General features: G+C 27.7%; 15 protein-coding genes and 1 other annotated feature. Of the genes, 9 read left to right on the forward strand and 6 right to left on the reverse strand.

Translation table 11 applies throughout. The features are described 5' to 3' along the window. The 3 genes from HV819_RS01640 to HV819_RS01650 all read right to left on the reverse strand — a co-directional run bounded on the left by HV819_RS01640 (position 1) and on the right by HV819_RS01650 (position 2,191). Positions 1-384, reverse strand: a complete 384-nt coding sequence (locus HV819_RS01640; RefSeq protein ID WP_154541398.1) for a hypothetical protein — start codon at positions 382-384, stop codon at positions 1-3. Then, positions 371-1,213, reverse strand: coding sequence for an exodeoxyribonuclease III (locus tag HV819_RS01645; RefSeq protein WP_176269364.1), 843 nt, complete (start codon positions 1,211-1,213; stop codon positions 371-373). The genes HV819_RS01640 and HV819_RS01645 overlap by 14 nt, the downstream gene beginning before the upstream one ends. A gap of 645 nt (positions 1,214-1,858) precedes the next feature. After that, positions 1,859-2,191 carry an ArsR/SmtB family transcription factor gene (locus HV819_RS01650; RefSeq protein WP_154541394.1) on the reverse strand — a complete coding sequence of 111 codons (333 nt, stop codon included), beginning with the start codon at positions 2,189-2,191 and terminating at the stop codon, positions 1,859-1,861. Positions 2,192-2,338: 147 nt separating this feature from the next. On the opposite strand from HV819_RS01650, the gene HV819_RS01655 reads away from it, so the two are divergent. The 6 genes from HV819_RS01655 to HV819_RS01680 all read left to right on the forward strand — a co-directional run bounded on the left by HV819_RS01655 (position 2,339) and on the right by HV819_RS01680 (position 6,764). Continuing rightward, the gene (locus HV819_RS01655) at positions 2,339-2,557 is read left to right on the forward strand and encodes a cation transporter (protein WP_154541392.1); all 219 of its coding nucleotides are present in this window, start codon (positions 2,339-2,341) and stop codon (positions 2,555-2,557) included. Between the two features lie 12 nt (positions 2,558-2,569). Further along, positions 2,570-4,477 carry a heavy metal translocating P-type ATPase gene (locus HV819_RS01660; RefSeq protein WP_176269365.1) on the forward strand — a complete coding sequence of 636 codons (1,908 nt, stop codon included), beginning with the start codon at positions 2,570-2,572 and terminating at the stop codon, positions 4,475-4,477. Positions 4,478-4,850: 373 nt separating this feature from the next. Then, complete coding sequence (locus tag HV819_RS01665) at positions 4,851-4,991, forward strand: hypothetical protein (RefSeq protein ID WP_176269366.1); 141 nt, start codon at positions 4,851-4,853, stop codon at positions 4,989-4,991. Continuing rightward, positions 4,969-5,256: a hypothetical protein gene (locus tag HV819_RS01670; RefSeq protein WP_176269367.1), complete on the forward strand. Its 288-nt coding sequence runs from the start codon at positions 4,969-4,971 to the stop codon at positions 5,254-5,256. The genes HV819_RS01665 and HV819_RS01670 overlap by 23 nt, the downstream gene beginning before the upstream one ends. Before the next feature lie 23 nt (positions 5,257-5,279). Next, complete coding sequence (locus HV819_RS11825) at positions 5,280-5,519, forward strand: HAD-IA family hydrolase (protein ID WP_407926326.1); 240 nt, start codon at positions 5,280-5,282, stop codon at positions 5,517-5,519. A gap of 15 nt (positions 5,520-5,534) precedes the next feature. Next, positions 5,535-6,764, forward strand: coding sequence for an amidohydrolase family protein (locus HV819_RS01680; protein ID WP_176269368.1), 1,230 nt, complete (start codon positions 5,535-5,537; stop codon positions 6,762-6,764). A gap of 452 nt (positions 6,765-7,216) precedes the next feature. Here HV819_RS01680 and HV819_RS01685 read toward each other — a convergent pair whose 3' ends face one another. From HV819_RS01685 to HV819_RS01695, 3 genes are all read right to left on the reverse strand, one after another. Continuing rightward, positions 7,217-8,632 carry an alanine/glycine:cation symporter family protein gene (locus HV819_RS01685; protein WP_176269369.1) on the reverse strand — a complete coding sequence of 472 codons (1,416 nt, stop codon included), beginning with the start codon at positions 8,630-8,632 and terminating at the stop codon, positions 7,217-7,219. 271 nt (positions 8,633-8,903) lie between these two features. Next, positions 8,904-10,277: an argininosuccinate lyase gene (gene argH / locus HV819_RS01690; RefSeq protein WP_176269370.1), complete on the reverse strand. Its 1,374-nt coding sequence runs from the start codon at positions 10,275-10,277 to the stop codon at positions 8,904-8,906. Position 10,278: 1 nt separating this feature from the next. Further along, on the reverse strand, positions 10,279-11,499 hold the full coding sequence (locus HV819_RS01695; RefSeq protein ID WP_176269371.1) for an argininosuccinate synthase: 1,221 nt from the start codon (positions 11,497-11,499) through the stop codon (positions 10,279-10,281). A 59-nt stretch (positions 11,500-11,558) separates the two neighbouring features. Then, positions 11,559-11,753 (reverse strand) — a binding site (T-box leader). A 173-nt stretch (positions 11,754-11,926) separates the two neighbouring features. On the opposite strand from HV819_RS01695, the gene HV819_RS01700 reads away from it, so the two are divergent. The 3 genes from HV819_RS01700 (at position 11,927) to HV819_RS01710 (ending at position 17,303) form a co-directional block, all read left to right on the forward strand. After that, positions 11,927-13,471, forward strand: a complete 1,545-nt coding sequence (locus HV819_RS01700) for an NAD(P)/FAD-dependent oxidoreductase (RefSeq protein WP_176269372.1) — start codon at positions 11,927-11,929, stop codon at positions 13,469-13,471. Positions 13,472-13,854: 383 nt separating this feature from the next. Further along, the gene (locus HV819_RS01705; protein ID WP_328700317.1) at positions 13,855-15,543 is read left to right on the forward strand and encodes an ABC transporter ATP-binding protein; all 1,689 of its coding nucleotides are present in this window, start codon (positions 13,855-13,857) and stop codon (positions 15,541-15,543) included. Beyond that, the gene (locus HV819_RS01710; protein WP_176269374.1) at positions 15,543-17,303 is read left to right on the forward strand and encodes an ABC transporter ATP-binding protein; all 1,761 of its coding nucleotides are present in this window, start codon (positions 15,543-15,545) and stop codon (positions 17,301-17,303) included. The genes HV819_RS01705 and HV819_RS01710 overlap by 1 nt, the downstream gene beginning before the upstream one ends. The last annotated feature ends 150 nt before the right edge of the window (positions 17,304-17,453 follow it).

A 17,453-nucleotide genomic window follows, 5' to 3' on the forward strand; every position in this document is an offset into this window, starting at 1 on the left:
CTAAATATTATTTTTTAATTCCTCTATTGTACACCTTAACTCTTCTAATTTATCTATAGAAGATTTAATCTTGTTCTGGATATATATATCAGAGAAAATATTATCAAAACCTATATCCAAAAATTTATCCAAGTTTGAAATTTCATCTAACTTAAAATCCTCTAGATATTTTATTTCACTTTTTAAGAGCTTCAAATCTTCATTTAGTTTAGAAAACATACTATTAGCCTTATTAATTTTATTGTGCTTAACTAAAGATGCAATAAGTCCTCCTCCGATCATATCAAAAATACCCCAGTTTTTAGAAGATTTATATTCTTTAAGCATAAAATCAATGTTCTCTATAATCTTATCGCATAAATTTTTTAATTCAAACTTTTCCATTTTTTGTGTCTAAAATAAGGTATATAGGTGTATGATCTTGCCTATCTCCAGAATCTATCATATCCGACTCTACTACCAAATCTTTTATCCTTTCTGAAACTAAGAAATAATCTATTCTCCAACCTGAATTATTTATTTTACTTGTCTTAACTCTTTGAGCCCACCATGTATATTTCCCCTCTACATCTCCATGTATATACCTAAATGTATCTACAAACCCTTTATTTAATATATTTGTAAAACCATTTCTTTCTTCATCTGTAAAACCTGCAGACTTATGATTATTTTCAGGATGTTTTAGGTCTATTTCTTTATGAGCTACATTAAAATCTCCACAAGCTATGACAGGTTTTTCTTTATCTAAACGCTCTAAATAATTTGCATATTTTATATCCCAAACTTCTCTTAGATCAAGTCTATTTAGGTTATTTCCAGCATTTGGAGTATAAACTTGTGTTATATAAAAGTCTTCAAATTCTAATGTAATAATTCTAGCTTCAAAATCCATAGTATCTGGTGCTTCCAGTTTAGGATATGAAACTATAGGTTCATAATTATTTTTATAAAAAGTTAAGACGCCAGCATATGATTTTCTTGCTGGTTCTTGGCTTGTAATATATGCATATTTATAATCCGGAAAATATTTTTCTAATAATTCTTTATGTTTTTTACTTGGACCTGTTCTGGGTAACTTAGTTTCTTGAATAGCAATTATATCTGCTTCTTCATTTGCAATTTTTTTTAAAACATCCCTACTCAAGATAGCCCTATTTGAATCACTTATTAAGGCTGCATTAAGTGAATCTATATTCCACGAAATAAATTTCATTAAATCTCCTTTTTAATCTTATTTTACTTAGATTTTATCAAATATTAGGAATAAATTCCACTTTTAATATTCTTTAAGTAAAAATATATAAATTTAGGAAAATTTTTCTAAAATCTTATATGAAATAATATAAATCTTTTTTATGATGATTATTTATCTTAATTTTAATAATTATATTACTCTCTTTTTAAGACTCTTGCTAATTGATGGTATAAAAACAAATTAAAGACAAGATGATATTAGACATAAAAATAATACCTATAATAGGATATGAAGAATAAAAATTTTAATTAAGCAAAATTTGATTATGCTTCAATATTTTTCGAAAAACAAAATCAACTTATAATAGTTCAATAAAAATATTTTTTATAATAAAATTTTGTTATTTTATCACAAAGCTAGAGTCCAGAACAAGAATTTTTAAAATATTATTTTAATTACAATCATATCTAGGTAAAGCTGTATTATGATTATTTTGTTTAAACCCATACCTAATTCTAAAAATAATTTCTTGTTGTTAAGTAAGGAAAAATATCCTATTTGATTGGACTAAATATTAAGTATAAAACATTTCTCAATATCTTTGATAATTTTAAATATAGATATTAAACCTTAGTTAAAAATAAGGTTCTCACTTATTCAGTTTTATAAATTTATAGCATTTTTAGTTGTTTCTAGCAGAAATTTACTTAATTTATTATCCTTAGCCTTATAAAACATCTCCTTACCCATTCTTTTAGACTCAATAAGATTTGCAAGTTTTAAAATTCTTAAATGATGACTTACAGCAGGAGATGACATATCCATAATAGCTGCAATATTTAATACACATTCCTCTCTATGACATAAAAACCAAAATATTTGAAGTCTTTTGGGATCTCCTAACTGCTTCATAGCTTTGGATATTTTTTCTGCTTGATTTTCATCCAATAAGTCAACTTTATTTTTATATGATCCATGTTCATGTGGTAATTTCATTTAATATCTCCTTTTTTATTAATTTTACCTTAATTTTTAAAAAACAATTAAACATATGTTTAATTGTTGACAAAGTAAAATAAATAGTGTACTATAAACCTATAAAGACAAAATAAATATTATTTAACAAGTTTAAAGGAGAAAATTATGAAAAAAACATATAAAATTAAAGTAGACTGTGCTGCATGTGCAAATAAAATGGAAGAAGCTTGTAAAAAAACAGAAGGTGTAAAAGACTGCAATATTAACTTTATGATGCTTAAAATGAAAATTGAATTTGAAGATGGAGTTGATAAGGATGAAGTCATGAAAGAAGTCCTTAAAAATTGCAAAAAGGTAGAAAATGATTGTGAGATATACATATAATAAGAGGCAATTATGAATAATAAACAAAGAAAAATTTTGACAAGAATAATAATATCTGCCCTACTTCTTATTATTCTTCATTTTATACCTGTGGAAGGAATTTTGAAGTTTACTCTCTATATGATAATTTATCTTATAGTCGGATATGATATATTAATCAAAGCCTTTAATGGAATTAAAAATAAACAAGCCTTTGACGAATCATTACTCATGACAATAGCTACAATAGGAGCAATAATTCTTGCCATATATAGCGGCTCTTACGATTATATTGAAGCCATTGCTGTTATGCTATTTTATCAGATAGGTGAATTTTTCCAATCATATGCAGTTGATAAAAGTAGAAAATCAATTGCTGAGTTAATGGATATAGCACCAGAATATGCAAATATTGAAGATGAAAATGGAAATCTTATAAAAGTTGATCCGGATGATGTTGAAATAGGTAAAACTATTATAGTAAAAGCAGGAGAGAAAATCCCTATAGATGGAGTGGTTATTGAAGGAAACTCATCATTAGATACTAAGGCTTTAACAGGGGAATCTCTGCCAATAGATATAGGTGTAAATAGTAAGGTATTTTCAGGTTCTATTAATCTTCAAGGTCTTATAAAAGTAAAAACTAAAAAGGAGTTTGGAGAATCTACTGCAACTAAGGTCTTAGAACTTATTGAGGAAGCTTCAAGTAGAAAGTCTAAGTCAGAAAACTTTATTTCAAAATTTGCAAGGGTTTATACACCTATAGTAGTTTATCTTGCTCTAGCCTTAGCAATCATACCACCTATTTTTTCAATTATAATAGGTAATAATCCCTTATGGTCACAGTGGATATATAGATCACTAACTTTTCTTATAATATCCTGCCCTTGCGCTTTAGTTATTTCAATTCCTCTATCTTTTTTTGCAGGAATTGGTGGTGCTAGTAAAGAGGGTATACTTATCAAAGGTTCAAACTTTATGGAAGTTTTATCTAAAACAGACCAAGTAGTATTTGATAAAACTGGAACCCTAACACAAGGATCTTTTGATGTAAGTTGTGTCCATCCTGAATATAAAAGTGAAACAGAACTTCTTCATATAGCAAGTCATGTTGAAAGATATTCAAATCACCCTATAGCAGATTCATTGAGAAAGGCTTATCCTGATGAAAATGATGGCTGTGAAGTGAAAGATATTACAGAAATTCCAGGCTGTGGAATAAAGGCCTTAGTTAATGGTAACTTAGTATATGTTGGAAATACCAAAATGATGGATAAGTTCAATATAAAATGGAAGGAATGTGAAAAAGTGGGGACAACTGTTCACATAGCTATTAACGGAGTTTATGAGGGACATATTGTAATAAGCGATAGTTTAAAGGAAAATTCTAAAGCGAGCATAAAATCACTTAAAAAAAATAAGATAAGTAAGACAATAATGCTTACAGGTGATAGCAAAGAAGTTGCTCAAGATGTAGCTAGAAAACTTAACTTAGATGAATATTACGCAGAACTTTTACCACAAGATAAGGTAAGTAAACTTGAAGAGATTTTAAATAATAATAAAAATGAAAATAAAAAAATTGCTTTTGTAGGAGATGGCATAAATGATGCACCAGTTCTTACTCGTTCTGATATTGGAATAGCTATGGGTGCTATGGGATCAGATGCAGCCATAGAAGCAGCAGATGTAATATTAATGGATGACGATCCATTCAAGATATCAACTGCTATTAGCTTATCAAAAAAATGTTTAAGAATAGTAAAAGAAAATATATATTTCTCGATTGGTGTTAAAGTTCTAGTCTTAATTCTTGGTGTTTTTGGTTTTGCATCAATGTGGGCCGCAATATTTGCTGATGTAGGTGTTACAATTATAGCGATATTAAATGCTATAAGATGTATGTATATGAAACATGAAAATCCAAAAGATTATATATAAAGTAGTTGTTTAGAATTAATTAGGCATTGTATCATTTCAAGTTATTTAAAAATAATTTGAAATGATACAATGCTAAAACACATATATAATACTTTTTTCTTAATTTCTCAATACTATAATAAGTTTCATATGTAATAAAATCTATTGTTTCTAATTTTTACACTCAATTTATCTATATATTATTCTTTTTGAAAAGTAACTACAAAATGATTAATTAATAATTTAAAAGTTTTATTTTTATATTTATAATAAAGTTTTGTTTTTCTTATACTAAACTTACTTCTTGTATAATCTTAAATTTCTAAAGAAATACATACTATTTGACAGTATTTGTTAAAGTTCTTATAATTTATATTAAATAGAAAGGTAATATATGAAAATGGTAATACTAATTGATATAGATGATACTATTTTTGATTTTTCAAGATGCTCATTTGAAGCATTTTCTAATTCTTTAATTGACTTAAATGTAAAGTTTGAAAAATCTCTTTATGAGTATTTTATATATAGATAATAAATTGCGGAAACTTCAAAAAGAAGGGCTTTTAGATGTAGAAAGTGTTTTATATAAAAGATCTGAACTTATTACAAAACACTTAAATTTAAATCAATCTCCAGAAATTTTTATGAATTATTTCTCGAATAATTTTGGAAAAACTGCTATAGAAATTAATGGAGCTAGAAATCTTATAAAATATTTAAGTCAAAAATATTTACTTTGTGCTACAAGTAATGGAATCTTTTCTATACAAAAAATAGACTTAAAATTGCAAAACTAGATGAATTTTTTTTTCGTTTCTACATATCAGATAAAATAGGTTATGAAAAGCCTAATCAGAGATTTTTTACCTACATCTTAAATGATTTAAATCTTAATAAACAAGATATAATTATGCTAGGAGACAGCCTACAATCTGAGATAAAAGGTGCTTTTAATTTTGGAATTGATTCAATTTACTTTAACAAAAACAATCTAAAGACAAACAAAAAATTTTTCACTTTTGAAGTTAATAAACTAAATGATATTTTTAATATATTATAATTACAAGGAGGATAAATGAAAAAATTTATTAATGCAAACATCTATAAAAGTAATGCAAAAGAAATAATTGTTGCTGATGGAAAATTTCTAGAAATAGGAAACAATCTAAGAGTTTGTGATAATACTATAGACTTGAAAAACAAATTAGTACTTCCACCATATGTAGATCCTCATCTTCATCTTGACTATGTCTATTCCCTATCAGAAGGATTGGGAGCAAAAAGTGGAACATTGTTTGAAGCCATAGCTCTTTGGCCAAAGTTTAAGAAGAATCTAAAAGCTAGCGAAGTAAGAGAAAGAGCTATAAAAGGTATTTATGATGAAGTAAGTCAAGGTGTTCAATATATTAGAACTCACATTGATGTGACAGACCCAAACTTTACTGCTCTTAAGGTTATGCTCGACTTAAAAGAAGAGTTAAAGGATAAACTTGATATTCAAATAATAGCCTTTCCTCAAGAAGGAATGTATACATATAAGGGTGGACGCGATTTAGTAGAAGAAGCATTAAAAATGGGTGCTGATGTAGTTGGAGGTATTCCTCATTTTGAACTAGCAAGAGAATTTGGAGAAAAATCTATACACGATATAGTAAATCTTTCCATTAAATATAATAAGCTCATTGATGTACACTGTGACGAGACAGATGATCCCAATTCAAGATTTTTAGAACTTCTAAATGCTCTTGTTCTTATGGAAGGTATAGGAGAGATGACTACTGCTTCTCACACCTGCTCTTTTGGTTCAGCTGATAATTCTTATGCTTATAGGATGTTCGATTTATTTAAAAGATCTAAAATGAATTTTATATCATGCCCTACTGAAAATATATATCTTCAAGGAAGACAAGATTCATATCCTAAAAGACGTGGACTTACTAGGGTTAAAGAATTTTTAGAAGAAGGCATAAATATTGCCTTTGCTCAAGACTCAATAAATGATCCATGGTATCCTTTAGGTAATGGGAATATGATGAATATTTTGGACAATGGAATACACCTTGCACAAATAATGAGTCCTAATGAAATTGAAAATGACTTTGATTTAATAACTTATAATGGAGCAAAATGCATGATGCTAGACCAATATGGATTTAAGATTGGTAACCCTGCAAACTTTATAGTATTAGATGAGAATAATGTTTTTGATGCAATAAGAAAAAGAGTAAATGTAATTGCTTCAATTAGAAATGGTGAATATCTATTTAAAAGAGAAACAAAATATGATATAAAACTTGATTTATAAAAATGATTTTAGTTAATATCATTATTTTAAAGCTAAATATTTTGTATATCAGCTCTACTGAATTAGGTTGAGCTGATATTTTTATTATTGAAATTATTGTTTATTTATATGTAAATCCTTGTAATATATCACTATATTTCTTGTAATTTAAATACTTCCATCTATCTCTTCTTACATTAATTTTTACTTTTTCATAAAAAGAACTTGCTGTTCTTCTCTAATTATATTTCTTTATATTGTAATCTAATTTTACTTTAATATTTCTTTTAAAATATCAGTTATAGAACAAAAACTTACTAGATAAAAATTATAGATATGAGAAATATCATTTACTTTATTTTAGATTTTTATAGAATTTATATTTACAATAAGAAATATAGCTTCCTAATAAAAAAGCATCGACAATACCAATAATTGGTGATTAGTCGACGCTAAAAAGCACTATATATATTCTAATTCCAATAGTCTAAATTTTCTGTCATCCCTATATTTTTAGATTTAAACTTAGGATCTTTTCCTTCCGTTTTTTGTTTTTCATAGTCTTTTAAGCAAGCTATGGCTTTCTTTGATAAAAATAATATAGAAGGCAAGTTTATAAGAGCCATTATTCCCATAAGTAAATCTGATATATCCCATGCAAGTTTTACCTCACTCATAGCTCCAAGTAATATTACAAAAACTGCAAAAATCCTAAAAATTAACATAAATTTATCTGATGGTTTCTTTTTATTATTTATATAGAAAAGATTACTATCTACATAAAATAAGTTACCTATAAGTGTAGTAAAAGTAAATAAAACCAAGGAAAGTGAAATAAAATAATTTCCAAAAGAACCAAAAAATGTAGATAAAGATTCTTGGACATAAGGTGCACCACTTAAAGCTTCTGTAGGTTCTATTCCTGATGAAAGACACATAAAGGCAGTTGCAGTACAAATGATGAGAGTATCAATAAATACTGAAAGCATTTGAACTAAACCTTGTTTAACAGGATGAGAAATATTAGCACTTGCTGCAGCATTTGGTGCAGATCCGATACCTGCTTCATTTGAATAAAGTCCCCTTTTTATTCCATACATCATTGATGATGATGCTAAAGCTCCAAATATTGCTCTAAAATTAAATGCATCTTCAAAAATGTTTTTAAATACAGTTGGTATATAAGAAATATTTACAACCATCATTATTAAGGCTACTATTATATAAATTACCCCCATAAAAGGTACAAGAGTTGATGTAAACTTTATTATTCTTTTACCACCACCAAATATACAAATAGAAGTAACTAAAGCTAAAGTTAATCCAATAATAAATGGTGTTTTTTTTGGGTTATAGAAATCATAAGTCATAAAGCTTGTTTGGAGGTTGAAAGATGCAAGCATATTAAAACCTATAGCATAAGTTAAAATTAAGCTAACAGCAAAGATTACACCAAGCTTTCTAGACTTTAAACCTTCTTCAATGTAGTAAGCGGGACCACCATAGGAAGTTCCATCTTTATCTTTTTTCTTATATATTTGAGCTAAAGTTGACTCAATAAATGCAGATGCTCCGCCTATAATAGCTACAATCCACATCCAAAAAACTGCACCATAACCTCCAAGACATATAGCCGTAGAAATACCAACTATATTACCAGAGCCTACTCTTGAAGCAGTTGAAACCATTAATGCTTCAAATGATGAAACTGCACCTTCTTCTTGAGGTTTTTCTAAAACTACTGATATAGATTCTTTAAGAAATCTTATTTGTATAAATTTAGTCTTAAATGTAAAATATAAGCCTATACATAATAATAAAATTATTAGCAAGGGATAATATAATACAGTATTAATAGACTCTAAAAATTCTGTTAATTTTTCAAACATATTTACTCCTTCTAATTCATCACTTTAATACTAAACCATGATAATGTTTAGCTATACATTAAAATTATATCATAAAGATTATATACAATAAAACTTAATCGTTAATTAAGTGTATGAATTCTAGTATGTAAATATATATTAATAAATATTTTTGCCACTTTAAAACACCATACTATATTTAGTTAACATTTTTATTTTAATCATGATTTTTATAACAAAGCTTCTGACTATTGAATATAAACTTTATCTACAATCAATATTATATAATAATTTATAAATTTTCTATGTTATCCTTTAAATTTTTTATTTGGACTTTTACAGCCTTTTTAGCTGGTCCTCCATATACATCTCTCTTATTAAGAGAATTTTCGAGGTCTATAAAGTCATATAGGCTATCATCAAAAATATCAGAAAACTTCTTATAGATTTCTAAGTCTATCTCATCTAAAGCTTCATCCACTTTTATTGCGTAATTTACAACATCTCCTACTATCTTATAAGCTTCCCTAAAAGGAATATTTTTATTGACAAGGTAATCTGCAAGATCTGTTGCGTTCAAATATCCCTTATGGGCAGATTTCAACATATTTTTTTTATTGATTTTTAAACTTAATAACATTGGTTTCATAATCTTCAAACAATTATATACTGTATTAATAGAATCAAATAATGGCTCTTTGTCTTCTTGAAAGTCCTTATTATATGAAAGTGGCGATGCTTTCATAATTACGAGTAAGGTGTTTAAATCTCCATAAACCCTACCAGTTTTTCCTCTTATTAGCTCTGCCATATCCGGATTTTTCTTTTGTGGCATTATACTTGAACCAGTTGAGAATTTGTCAGAAAACTTCACATAAGAGTATTCACTACTTGAATAATAAATAAGCTCCTCACAAAGTCTTGACAAATGCATCATAATTAAAGAATTATTAAATAATATTTCTAATACATAATCTCTATCTGATACTGAATCCATAGAATTTTCTGTAGGCTTTGAAAATCCTAATTCTTGACTTGTCATGAATCTATCAATATTAAAACTTGTTGTAGCAAGTGCACAAGAACCTAGTGGATTTTCATTAAGTCTTTCAAAAGTAGATTCCAATCTTAATAAGTCCCTATAAAACATTTGACCATATGCCATTATATAGTGAGAAAAAGTAGTAACTTGGGCATGTTGCATATGGGTAAAGCCAGGCATTAATACATCTAGATTATCTTCAGAAATTTCTATTATAGCTTTAATTAAATCTAATAATTTATCTTTTATTAGATTTAAGGATTTTTTAGAATAAAGCCTTAAATCTAGAGCACACTGGTCATTTCTTGACCTTGCTGTATGAAGTTTTTTTCCAAGTTTTCCTATCCTTTTTGTAAGTTCATTTTCTATAAAAGAATGGATGTCTTCTTCATTTAAATCTATATCTAATTTTTTATCCTTTATATCTAAAAGTATTTGTCTAAGGTTCTCTCTTATAATCTTTCCTTCCTCTTCACTTAAGATATTGACCTTGGCCAACATATTAACATGTGCTATAGAACCTCTTATATCTTCTTGAAAAAGAACCTTATCAAAGTCTATTGACTTATTAAACTCATGTGTAAATTCAGATAATCCTCCTAAGTGACCTCCCCATAAATACATATTAATCTCCTTTTTTTACTTTTGCTTCTACAAGGGTTGATAAGGAATATAACTTAATAAAACCTTCTGCATCTTTATGTGAATATAGGTCTTTTCCTTCATCACCAAATGAAGCAAGTTTTTTACTATATAAAGAATTATTTGAACTTACACCTGCTGGAATTATATTTCCCTTATAAAGCACTAATTTAACCTTACCACTTACATTTTCTGTAATCTTATCCATAAATTTAAGAAGGGCTTGTAGAGAATTTGAATACCACTTGCCATCATAAACTAACTCACCAAATTTTATTGCCAAATGTTCTTTTAGATGTGATGAGTCCTTATCCATAGTAATTGACTCTAGGATTTCTAAAGCCTTATATAAAATTGCTCCACCTGCATTTTCATAAACTCCACGACTTTTCATCCCAACTAGACGATTTTCGACTATATCATCAATCCCTATTCCTGCTTGTCCACCAATCTTATTAAGGTATGAAAGAATCTCACTTGCCTTCATTTTTTTACCATTAATAGCAATTGCTTTAGCTTTTTCAAAATCTATTTCTATCTCGATTTTTTCATCTTTTGCCTTAAAAGGTGAAACAGATAGTTCTAAAATTTTATCATAGTCTGGCATATTTTGAGGATCTTCTAAGTCAAGTCCTTCATGCGATAAATGCATGATATTTAAGTCTTTTGAGTAATTTGTTTCCCTACTTATTTTTAGTGGAATATTATGACTTTCTGCATAATCTATTTCTTCTTCCCTAGACTCAATATCCCATATCCTCCAAGGTGCTATAATTGGCATATATGGTGCAAAATGTTTAATGGCCATTTCAAATCTTATTTGATCATTGCCCTTACCAGTGCAACCATGACAAATTGCATCACAATTTTCTTTTATTGCAATATCAACCAAAGCTTTAGCAATTAAAGGTCTAGCAGTAGCAGTACCTAGAAGATAATTTTTTTCATATTTTGCACCAGCTTTAAGAGTTGGAAATACGAAATCTTCCACATATTCATCTACTAAATCCTCGATATATATCTTAGATGCTCCTGTCTTTATTGCTTTTTCCTTTAAACCTTCAAGTTCTTTAGTTTGTCCAACATTTCCAACAACCGCTATAACTTCACAGCCATAATTTTCCTTAAGCCAAGGAATAATTATAGATGTATCTAAACCACCTGAATAAGCAAGAGCTACTTTCTTAAATTTATTATTTTTCATCTTTATCTCCTTTTTAAATATATTACTAAGGTTTAAAAATAAATAAAAAATTCGTCCCTAAAAGGGACGAAAGCCGTGGTACCACCCAAATTCATATATTTCTATACCTCTTACTATAACGCATAACCGTACAAATCTAAATATCGAAATGTAAGCTCCAAGTTCCTTTTCTACCTATCCTCCCTATCTTCTTACACCACACGAAGACTCTCTTAAAGTATCAGATAAGTATACTCACTTTTCATAGCCTTTATTTGAATGTATTCTACCAAGTATGAAAATTTTTGTCAAGATAAAATTAATTGATTTTTTTATATATAATGTTTTTATCATATATTTCAATACTTTAATAAAATTTATATTAGTAAATCCACTCTATTTCGTATATTGTTTTTTTCTGATAAAATTAATATTGAAAGGATGGACTATGTATATTTTAAGAAATATAAAAATTCCCTATGATGGCAATGAATTAGATTTGAAAAATGCTATAGAAAATAAGATTGATAGAAAAATTAATTCTTATAAAATATATAAAAAATCTATTGATGCTAGACGTGGTATTTTTTATGTGTATCAAGTTTTAATTGATACAGTAATAGATAAAAAAACTATAAAAAGATTAAGAAATGATATTGCAGAATTTAGTGAGGAAGAACTTAATATAGAAAATAAAAATAAAGTTAAGAATGCTGTAGTTGTCGGGTCGGGACCTGCAGGCTTATTTTGTTCCTATACTTTAGCCAAACATGGAGTAAAGGTTAATTTAATTGAAAGAGGAGAAAAAATAGAAGATAGGGTTAAATCAATAGATAAGTTTATAAAAACACAAACTCTTAATCCAGAATCAAATATTCAATTTGGAGAAGGTGGAGCCGGAACTTTTTCTGATGGTAAACTTACATCAAGGTCTAAAGATAAGAGATCTGTTGAAATTTTTAGAATTTTGGTAGAAAATGGAGCACCCGAAGATATCATCTATACACAAATGCCCCATATTGGAACAGATCTTTTAAGGAAAGTTATAATTAATATTAGAAAAAAAATAATAGAAATGGGTGGAGAGTTTCATTTTAATGAAAAATTCGTTGACTTAAATATTCATAATAAAAAAATAAAATCTTTACTTACTGATAAAAATGAATATAAGGCAGATGAATATATACTTGCTTTAGGAAACTCATCAAGAGATACTTTCATAATGCTGGATAAGTATATAGATATAAGTCAAAAAAACTTTGCTGTAGGTTTCAGAATAGAGCACTTACAAGAGGATATAAATCTTAGTCAATATAAAATTAAGGACGAAAGACTTCCTCAAGCATCCTATGCACTAAAATTTTTCGATAAAAAAAATGATATATCTGTCTATACATTTTGTATGTGCCCAGGAGGTTTCGTAGTAGCCGCATCTAGTGAGGAAAATAAACTTTGTGTAAATGGAATGAGCTATCATGATAGAAGTAATTCAAATGCAAATTCTGCCATAGTTTGTACTATAGGAGAAGATATTTTGGGTAATGGTAATCTTTCTGGAATTAAATTTCAAAGAGAAATTGAAGAGAAAGCATATAGACTTGGTGGAGGAAATTATTCTGCTCCAGTTCAAAGAGTAGATGATTATCTTAATGGAAAAGTTACTAGTAAAATAGGAAAAATCAAACCATCTTATAGTCCAAGTTTCAAGTTTTCTGACCTAAATAAAATCTACCCTAAAAAAATAAATGATTCTATAAAACTTGCCTTAAAAAACTTTTCTAAAAAGATTGATGCCTTTTCCCAAGCTGATGCAATTCTTACTGGGGTTGAAACAAGAACTTCATCTCCTATAAGAATAGAAAGAAAAAACGACTACAGAACTTTAAAATATAATAATTTAAGACCAATTGGAGAAGGAGCAGGATATGCTGGTGGGATAATATCATCTGCTCTTGATGGACTTAAGTGTGCTATAGCAATACTTGAGGATTGATTTAAAGGTACTGTTGCAAATGGATTAATAATTGAAAAATAATTACAAGTTCCTCCACGACAATTTGACATCCCAAAGCAGCAGGCTATTCTCAAATTGTAAATAAGTAACTTGTAACTATAGAGCATTAGAAATTCACAATTTTGTAACATTACCTTTTTTAATTGACCAAATACAATTAAATTGATATTATTATAATTAACAACCAATGAAAGGAGAAAAAAATGAATTATTATAATACACACAGATTGAGGTTTGCTACTAAAAAAATGTAAGTAAGGAAAATCTCCTTGACTTACTAATACAAGGAGGATGCCAGTTATTGGCTTTATATGAAAGAGATTAAGTATTTATTTAAGAAAATGGCCCAGTTTGAGCCATCTATGTTTGTTTTAACATTACTTTATGCCATATTTATAGGTCTAAAACCTTTCTTATGGATTATTTCACCTGCCTATATAATAAAAAATTACAAGTCTAATCCAAAGTTTTTAGTAATTTTCTTTATAGGTTTAATTTTTATTTCAACTTTAGTTTCATTTTTTGATTCATTTGTTATGGGTAACTACCGTATGAAAATGAATAATGTTCGCTATAAGTTAATGAACATGGTTACTGAATATTCCCTATACCTGCCTTATGCTTTAAAAAAAGATAAAGAAGAATCTGAAAAAATAAATAACGCTACAAAGGCTGTAGAAAGTCCATTCAATGGTGCTGGTGGCCTTATGATGACCCTTCCTGAATTCTTAGCTCAAATGATTTCTTTGACAGGTTTTATATGGATATTTCTAAGAATGGATTTTTTAGTTGTAATGACAACTTTAATCTTGACCATTATTACAAGTTTTATCCTAAGTAAGGTTCCAAAAATATATGGCTCATATTGGACTTCTAATTCAGCAAATTGGAATAGATTCGCAAAAGTTAATAATGAGATGAGATCTCCCCTATCTAAACAGGATATATTAATTTTTGATATTACAAAATTATTTAGCTCATATTATATGAATACACACTATAATAGGATAGATGATTATGCACGAACCAATAAAAAGGCTACAACAGTTTTTTCTTTAGCTAAATTTATAAACCTTATTAGAGATGCAATTATCATATATTGGCTTTCTACAAGTTTAATTAGGGGAACAATTGATATAGGTGATTTTTATGTATATTTTACAGCAGTATTTGCCTTTATAAATTTTAACACAATGTCTATGTGGATTTTCTCAGATCTTTCTTATAGCTATAGTATCTTTAAACCATTCTTTGAAATAATAAAGGTTGAGAAGGAAAAGGGAGAAGAATTTTACCCAGAAAAGCTAGAGATAAGATTTGATAGTGTATATTTTAAGTATCCCGAATCTGATGATTACATACTTAAAAATTTAAATCTTACAATAAAAAACAATGAATCCATAGCTCTTGTAGGAGAAAATGGCGCTGGAAAATCAACTCTTGCTATGCTTTTGGCAGGATTTTATAAACCAAGTAAAGGTAGAATTTTATTTAATGGTAAAAATTTGCAAGATCTTGATATTAACTATAACAAACTAATATCATCAGTTTTTCAAGACTCTAGTCTTTTTCCTTTTTCCATAAGAGAAAATATTTTACTCAAAGATTCAAATAAAAATCTAGATGCAATTTATAAAATGACTCATCTAGATGAAATCATTGATACTTATAAGCAAGGAGAAAATCAAACACTTTTAAGAATACTAGATGACAATGGAGTAGATTTATCTGGTGGTCAAAAGCAAAGATTGTTTCTGGCAAGAGCTATAGCAAAGGAGAAAACAAAAATCTTAATATTAGATGAACCTACAGCCCAACTTGATGCCTTAAATGAAAGAGAATTGTATCAGCTCTACCATACTTTAGTAAAAAATAAATCTTCTATTTTTATATCTCATAGACTAGCTTCTACAAAGTTTTGTAACAGAATAATCTATATGAAAGATGGAGAAATACTTGCAAGTGGAAGTCATGAAGAACTTATGCAAAAAAATGACGAATATAGAGATTTATATAATCTTCAAGCAAAAAATTATAAGGAGGTCTTATAATGAAAAATATTATAAAATTATTTAAAGAAATAGATAAGATATATCCTCATTTTAGCTTAAGGATTATGTTACTGAATATAATTTTGGGTTTAATCCCACTCTTATATATTATCGCACCAAAACTTATTATAGAAGAATTAATGGGAAATAAAAGATTATCCTATATACTCTTTATAGGTGGACTAGTCTTAGTATCTGACTTTTTTAAACAAATTATATCAAGAATATTAACAAATACAGTCTCATTAATTTTTGAAGGTACTATTGATGTATTGCTATTTAAGTTAAGTGAAAAGTCACTTAGACTACCTATAGAAAAGTCCGATTCTAAAAATGTTCAAGACATGATGGAGAAGGCTCACTATGCTATATTTGAGATGTATGAATTTTATGACTTTTTAGTAATAATCTTATCTGCTACTATAACTGGTATATTTTCTTTATTTGTTTTGCTAAGCCTAAATCCATTTGTAGCTTTAATAATTGTATTTTTGTATTTTATTAATAAAAATATAGTAGAAAAAATAAAGGCAAATGAATTGAAATATCAAGAAAATAATGCTCCTCAAATAAGAGCATATAGATTTTTTCTAAATTTTTCATCTGATCATAGGTATTTTAAAGATGTAGAAACATACGAAGCACAAGAATTAGTTTTGAAAAAAGCAGGTAAATTCCAAGATGGAATGGTAAGAACATCAACTGAATACTTTAATAAAAATGGTATATATACAGGGATTATGAATATCTTCTCTAACCTTTCTATAGTATCTACTTTAATTTATATGACTTATAAATTAGTATCAGATGCTATTAGTCTTGCTAATTTCACTCTTTATTTCAACTCTCTTGTTCAAATGATAAATGCAGTCAACTTAATATTACAAAAATATGCTAAAATTATATCTTTAAATAGCCAACTTAAAACTTACTTTGATTTTTTAGACTTAGAAGAAGGACTCCTTGATAAGGGAGATGTTAAAGATATAGACTTATCTCAAGTCAAAATAAGCTTTGATGATGTTTCTTTCAAATATCCAAAAAGTGAAAATTATGTTCTAAGACATACATCGTTTGAAATTGATAATGGTGAGACTGTTGCCTTAGTTGGAAAAAATGGAGCAGGTAAGTCTACCATTGTAAAACTTCTATGTAAGTTTTATGAACCCACAGATGGTGCTATATACCTAAATGATATCAATATTAAGGATATAGATACACAAACCTACTATAAGATATTATCCCCTACATTTCAAGATTTTAGGCTATTTCCTTTTAGGATTAGTGAAAATATAAACTCTAAACTCTTAGATAATATTGACAAAAACGAAAGAGCTAAGATGGATAAATCTTTTAAATTAATAAATATTGATAAGTGGATAGATAAACAAGTTGAAGGTTCAGACACCTACCTTACCTACCTTTTTTCAGATAAGTCAGTGGAACCATCTGGAGGTATAGGACAAAAACTTGCTTTATCTAGGTCAATGGTTCATGAAGGAAAATTTTTTATAATGGATGAGCCAACGAGTGCCTTAGATCCAAGAAGCGAAGAGGAAATTTTTAAAAAAATGCTTCAAATATCAAAGGGTCAAACTTCACTTTTTATATCTCATAGGCTATCTTCAACCAAGTATGCTGATAGAATAATAGTATGTGATGATAAAAAAATAGTTGAAAGTGGAAGCCATAAAGATCTTATTAATAACAAGGGTCTTTATGAAAAAATGTTTAAAACTCAAGCTGATTTATATAAATAGAAAAAGCTGTCAAATTTTTAATGGACAATAATAGCAGACTTAGTTTATTACTATCTTTGCTACTATTGTCCGTTTTGCTTATAGTAAAAATAATCCTAGGATATACTCTCTTTTTTAAATTTACTACTCTTTTTAAATATTAAAAAACTG

The sequence above is a fragment of the Anaerococcus faecalis genome (assembly GCF_013371425.1).
Lineage (GTDB): Bacteria > Bacillota > Clostridia > Tissierellales > Peptoniphilaceae > Anaerococcus > Anaerococcus porci.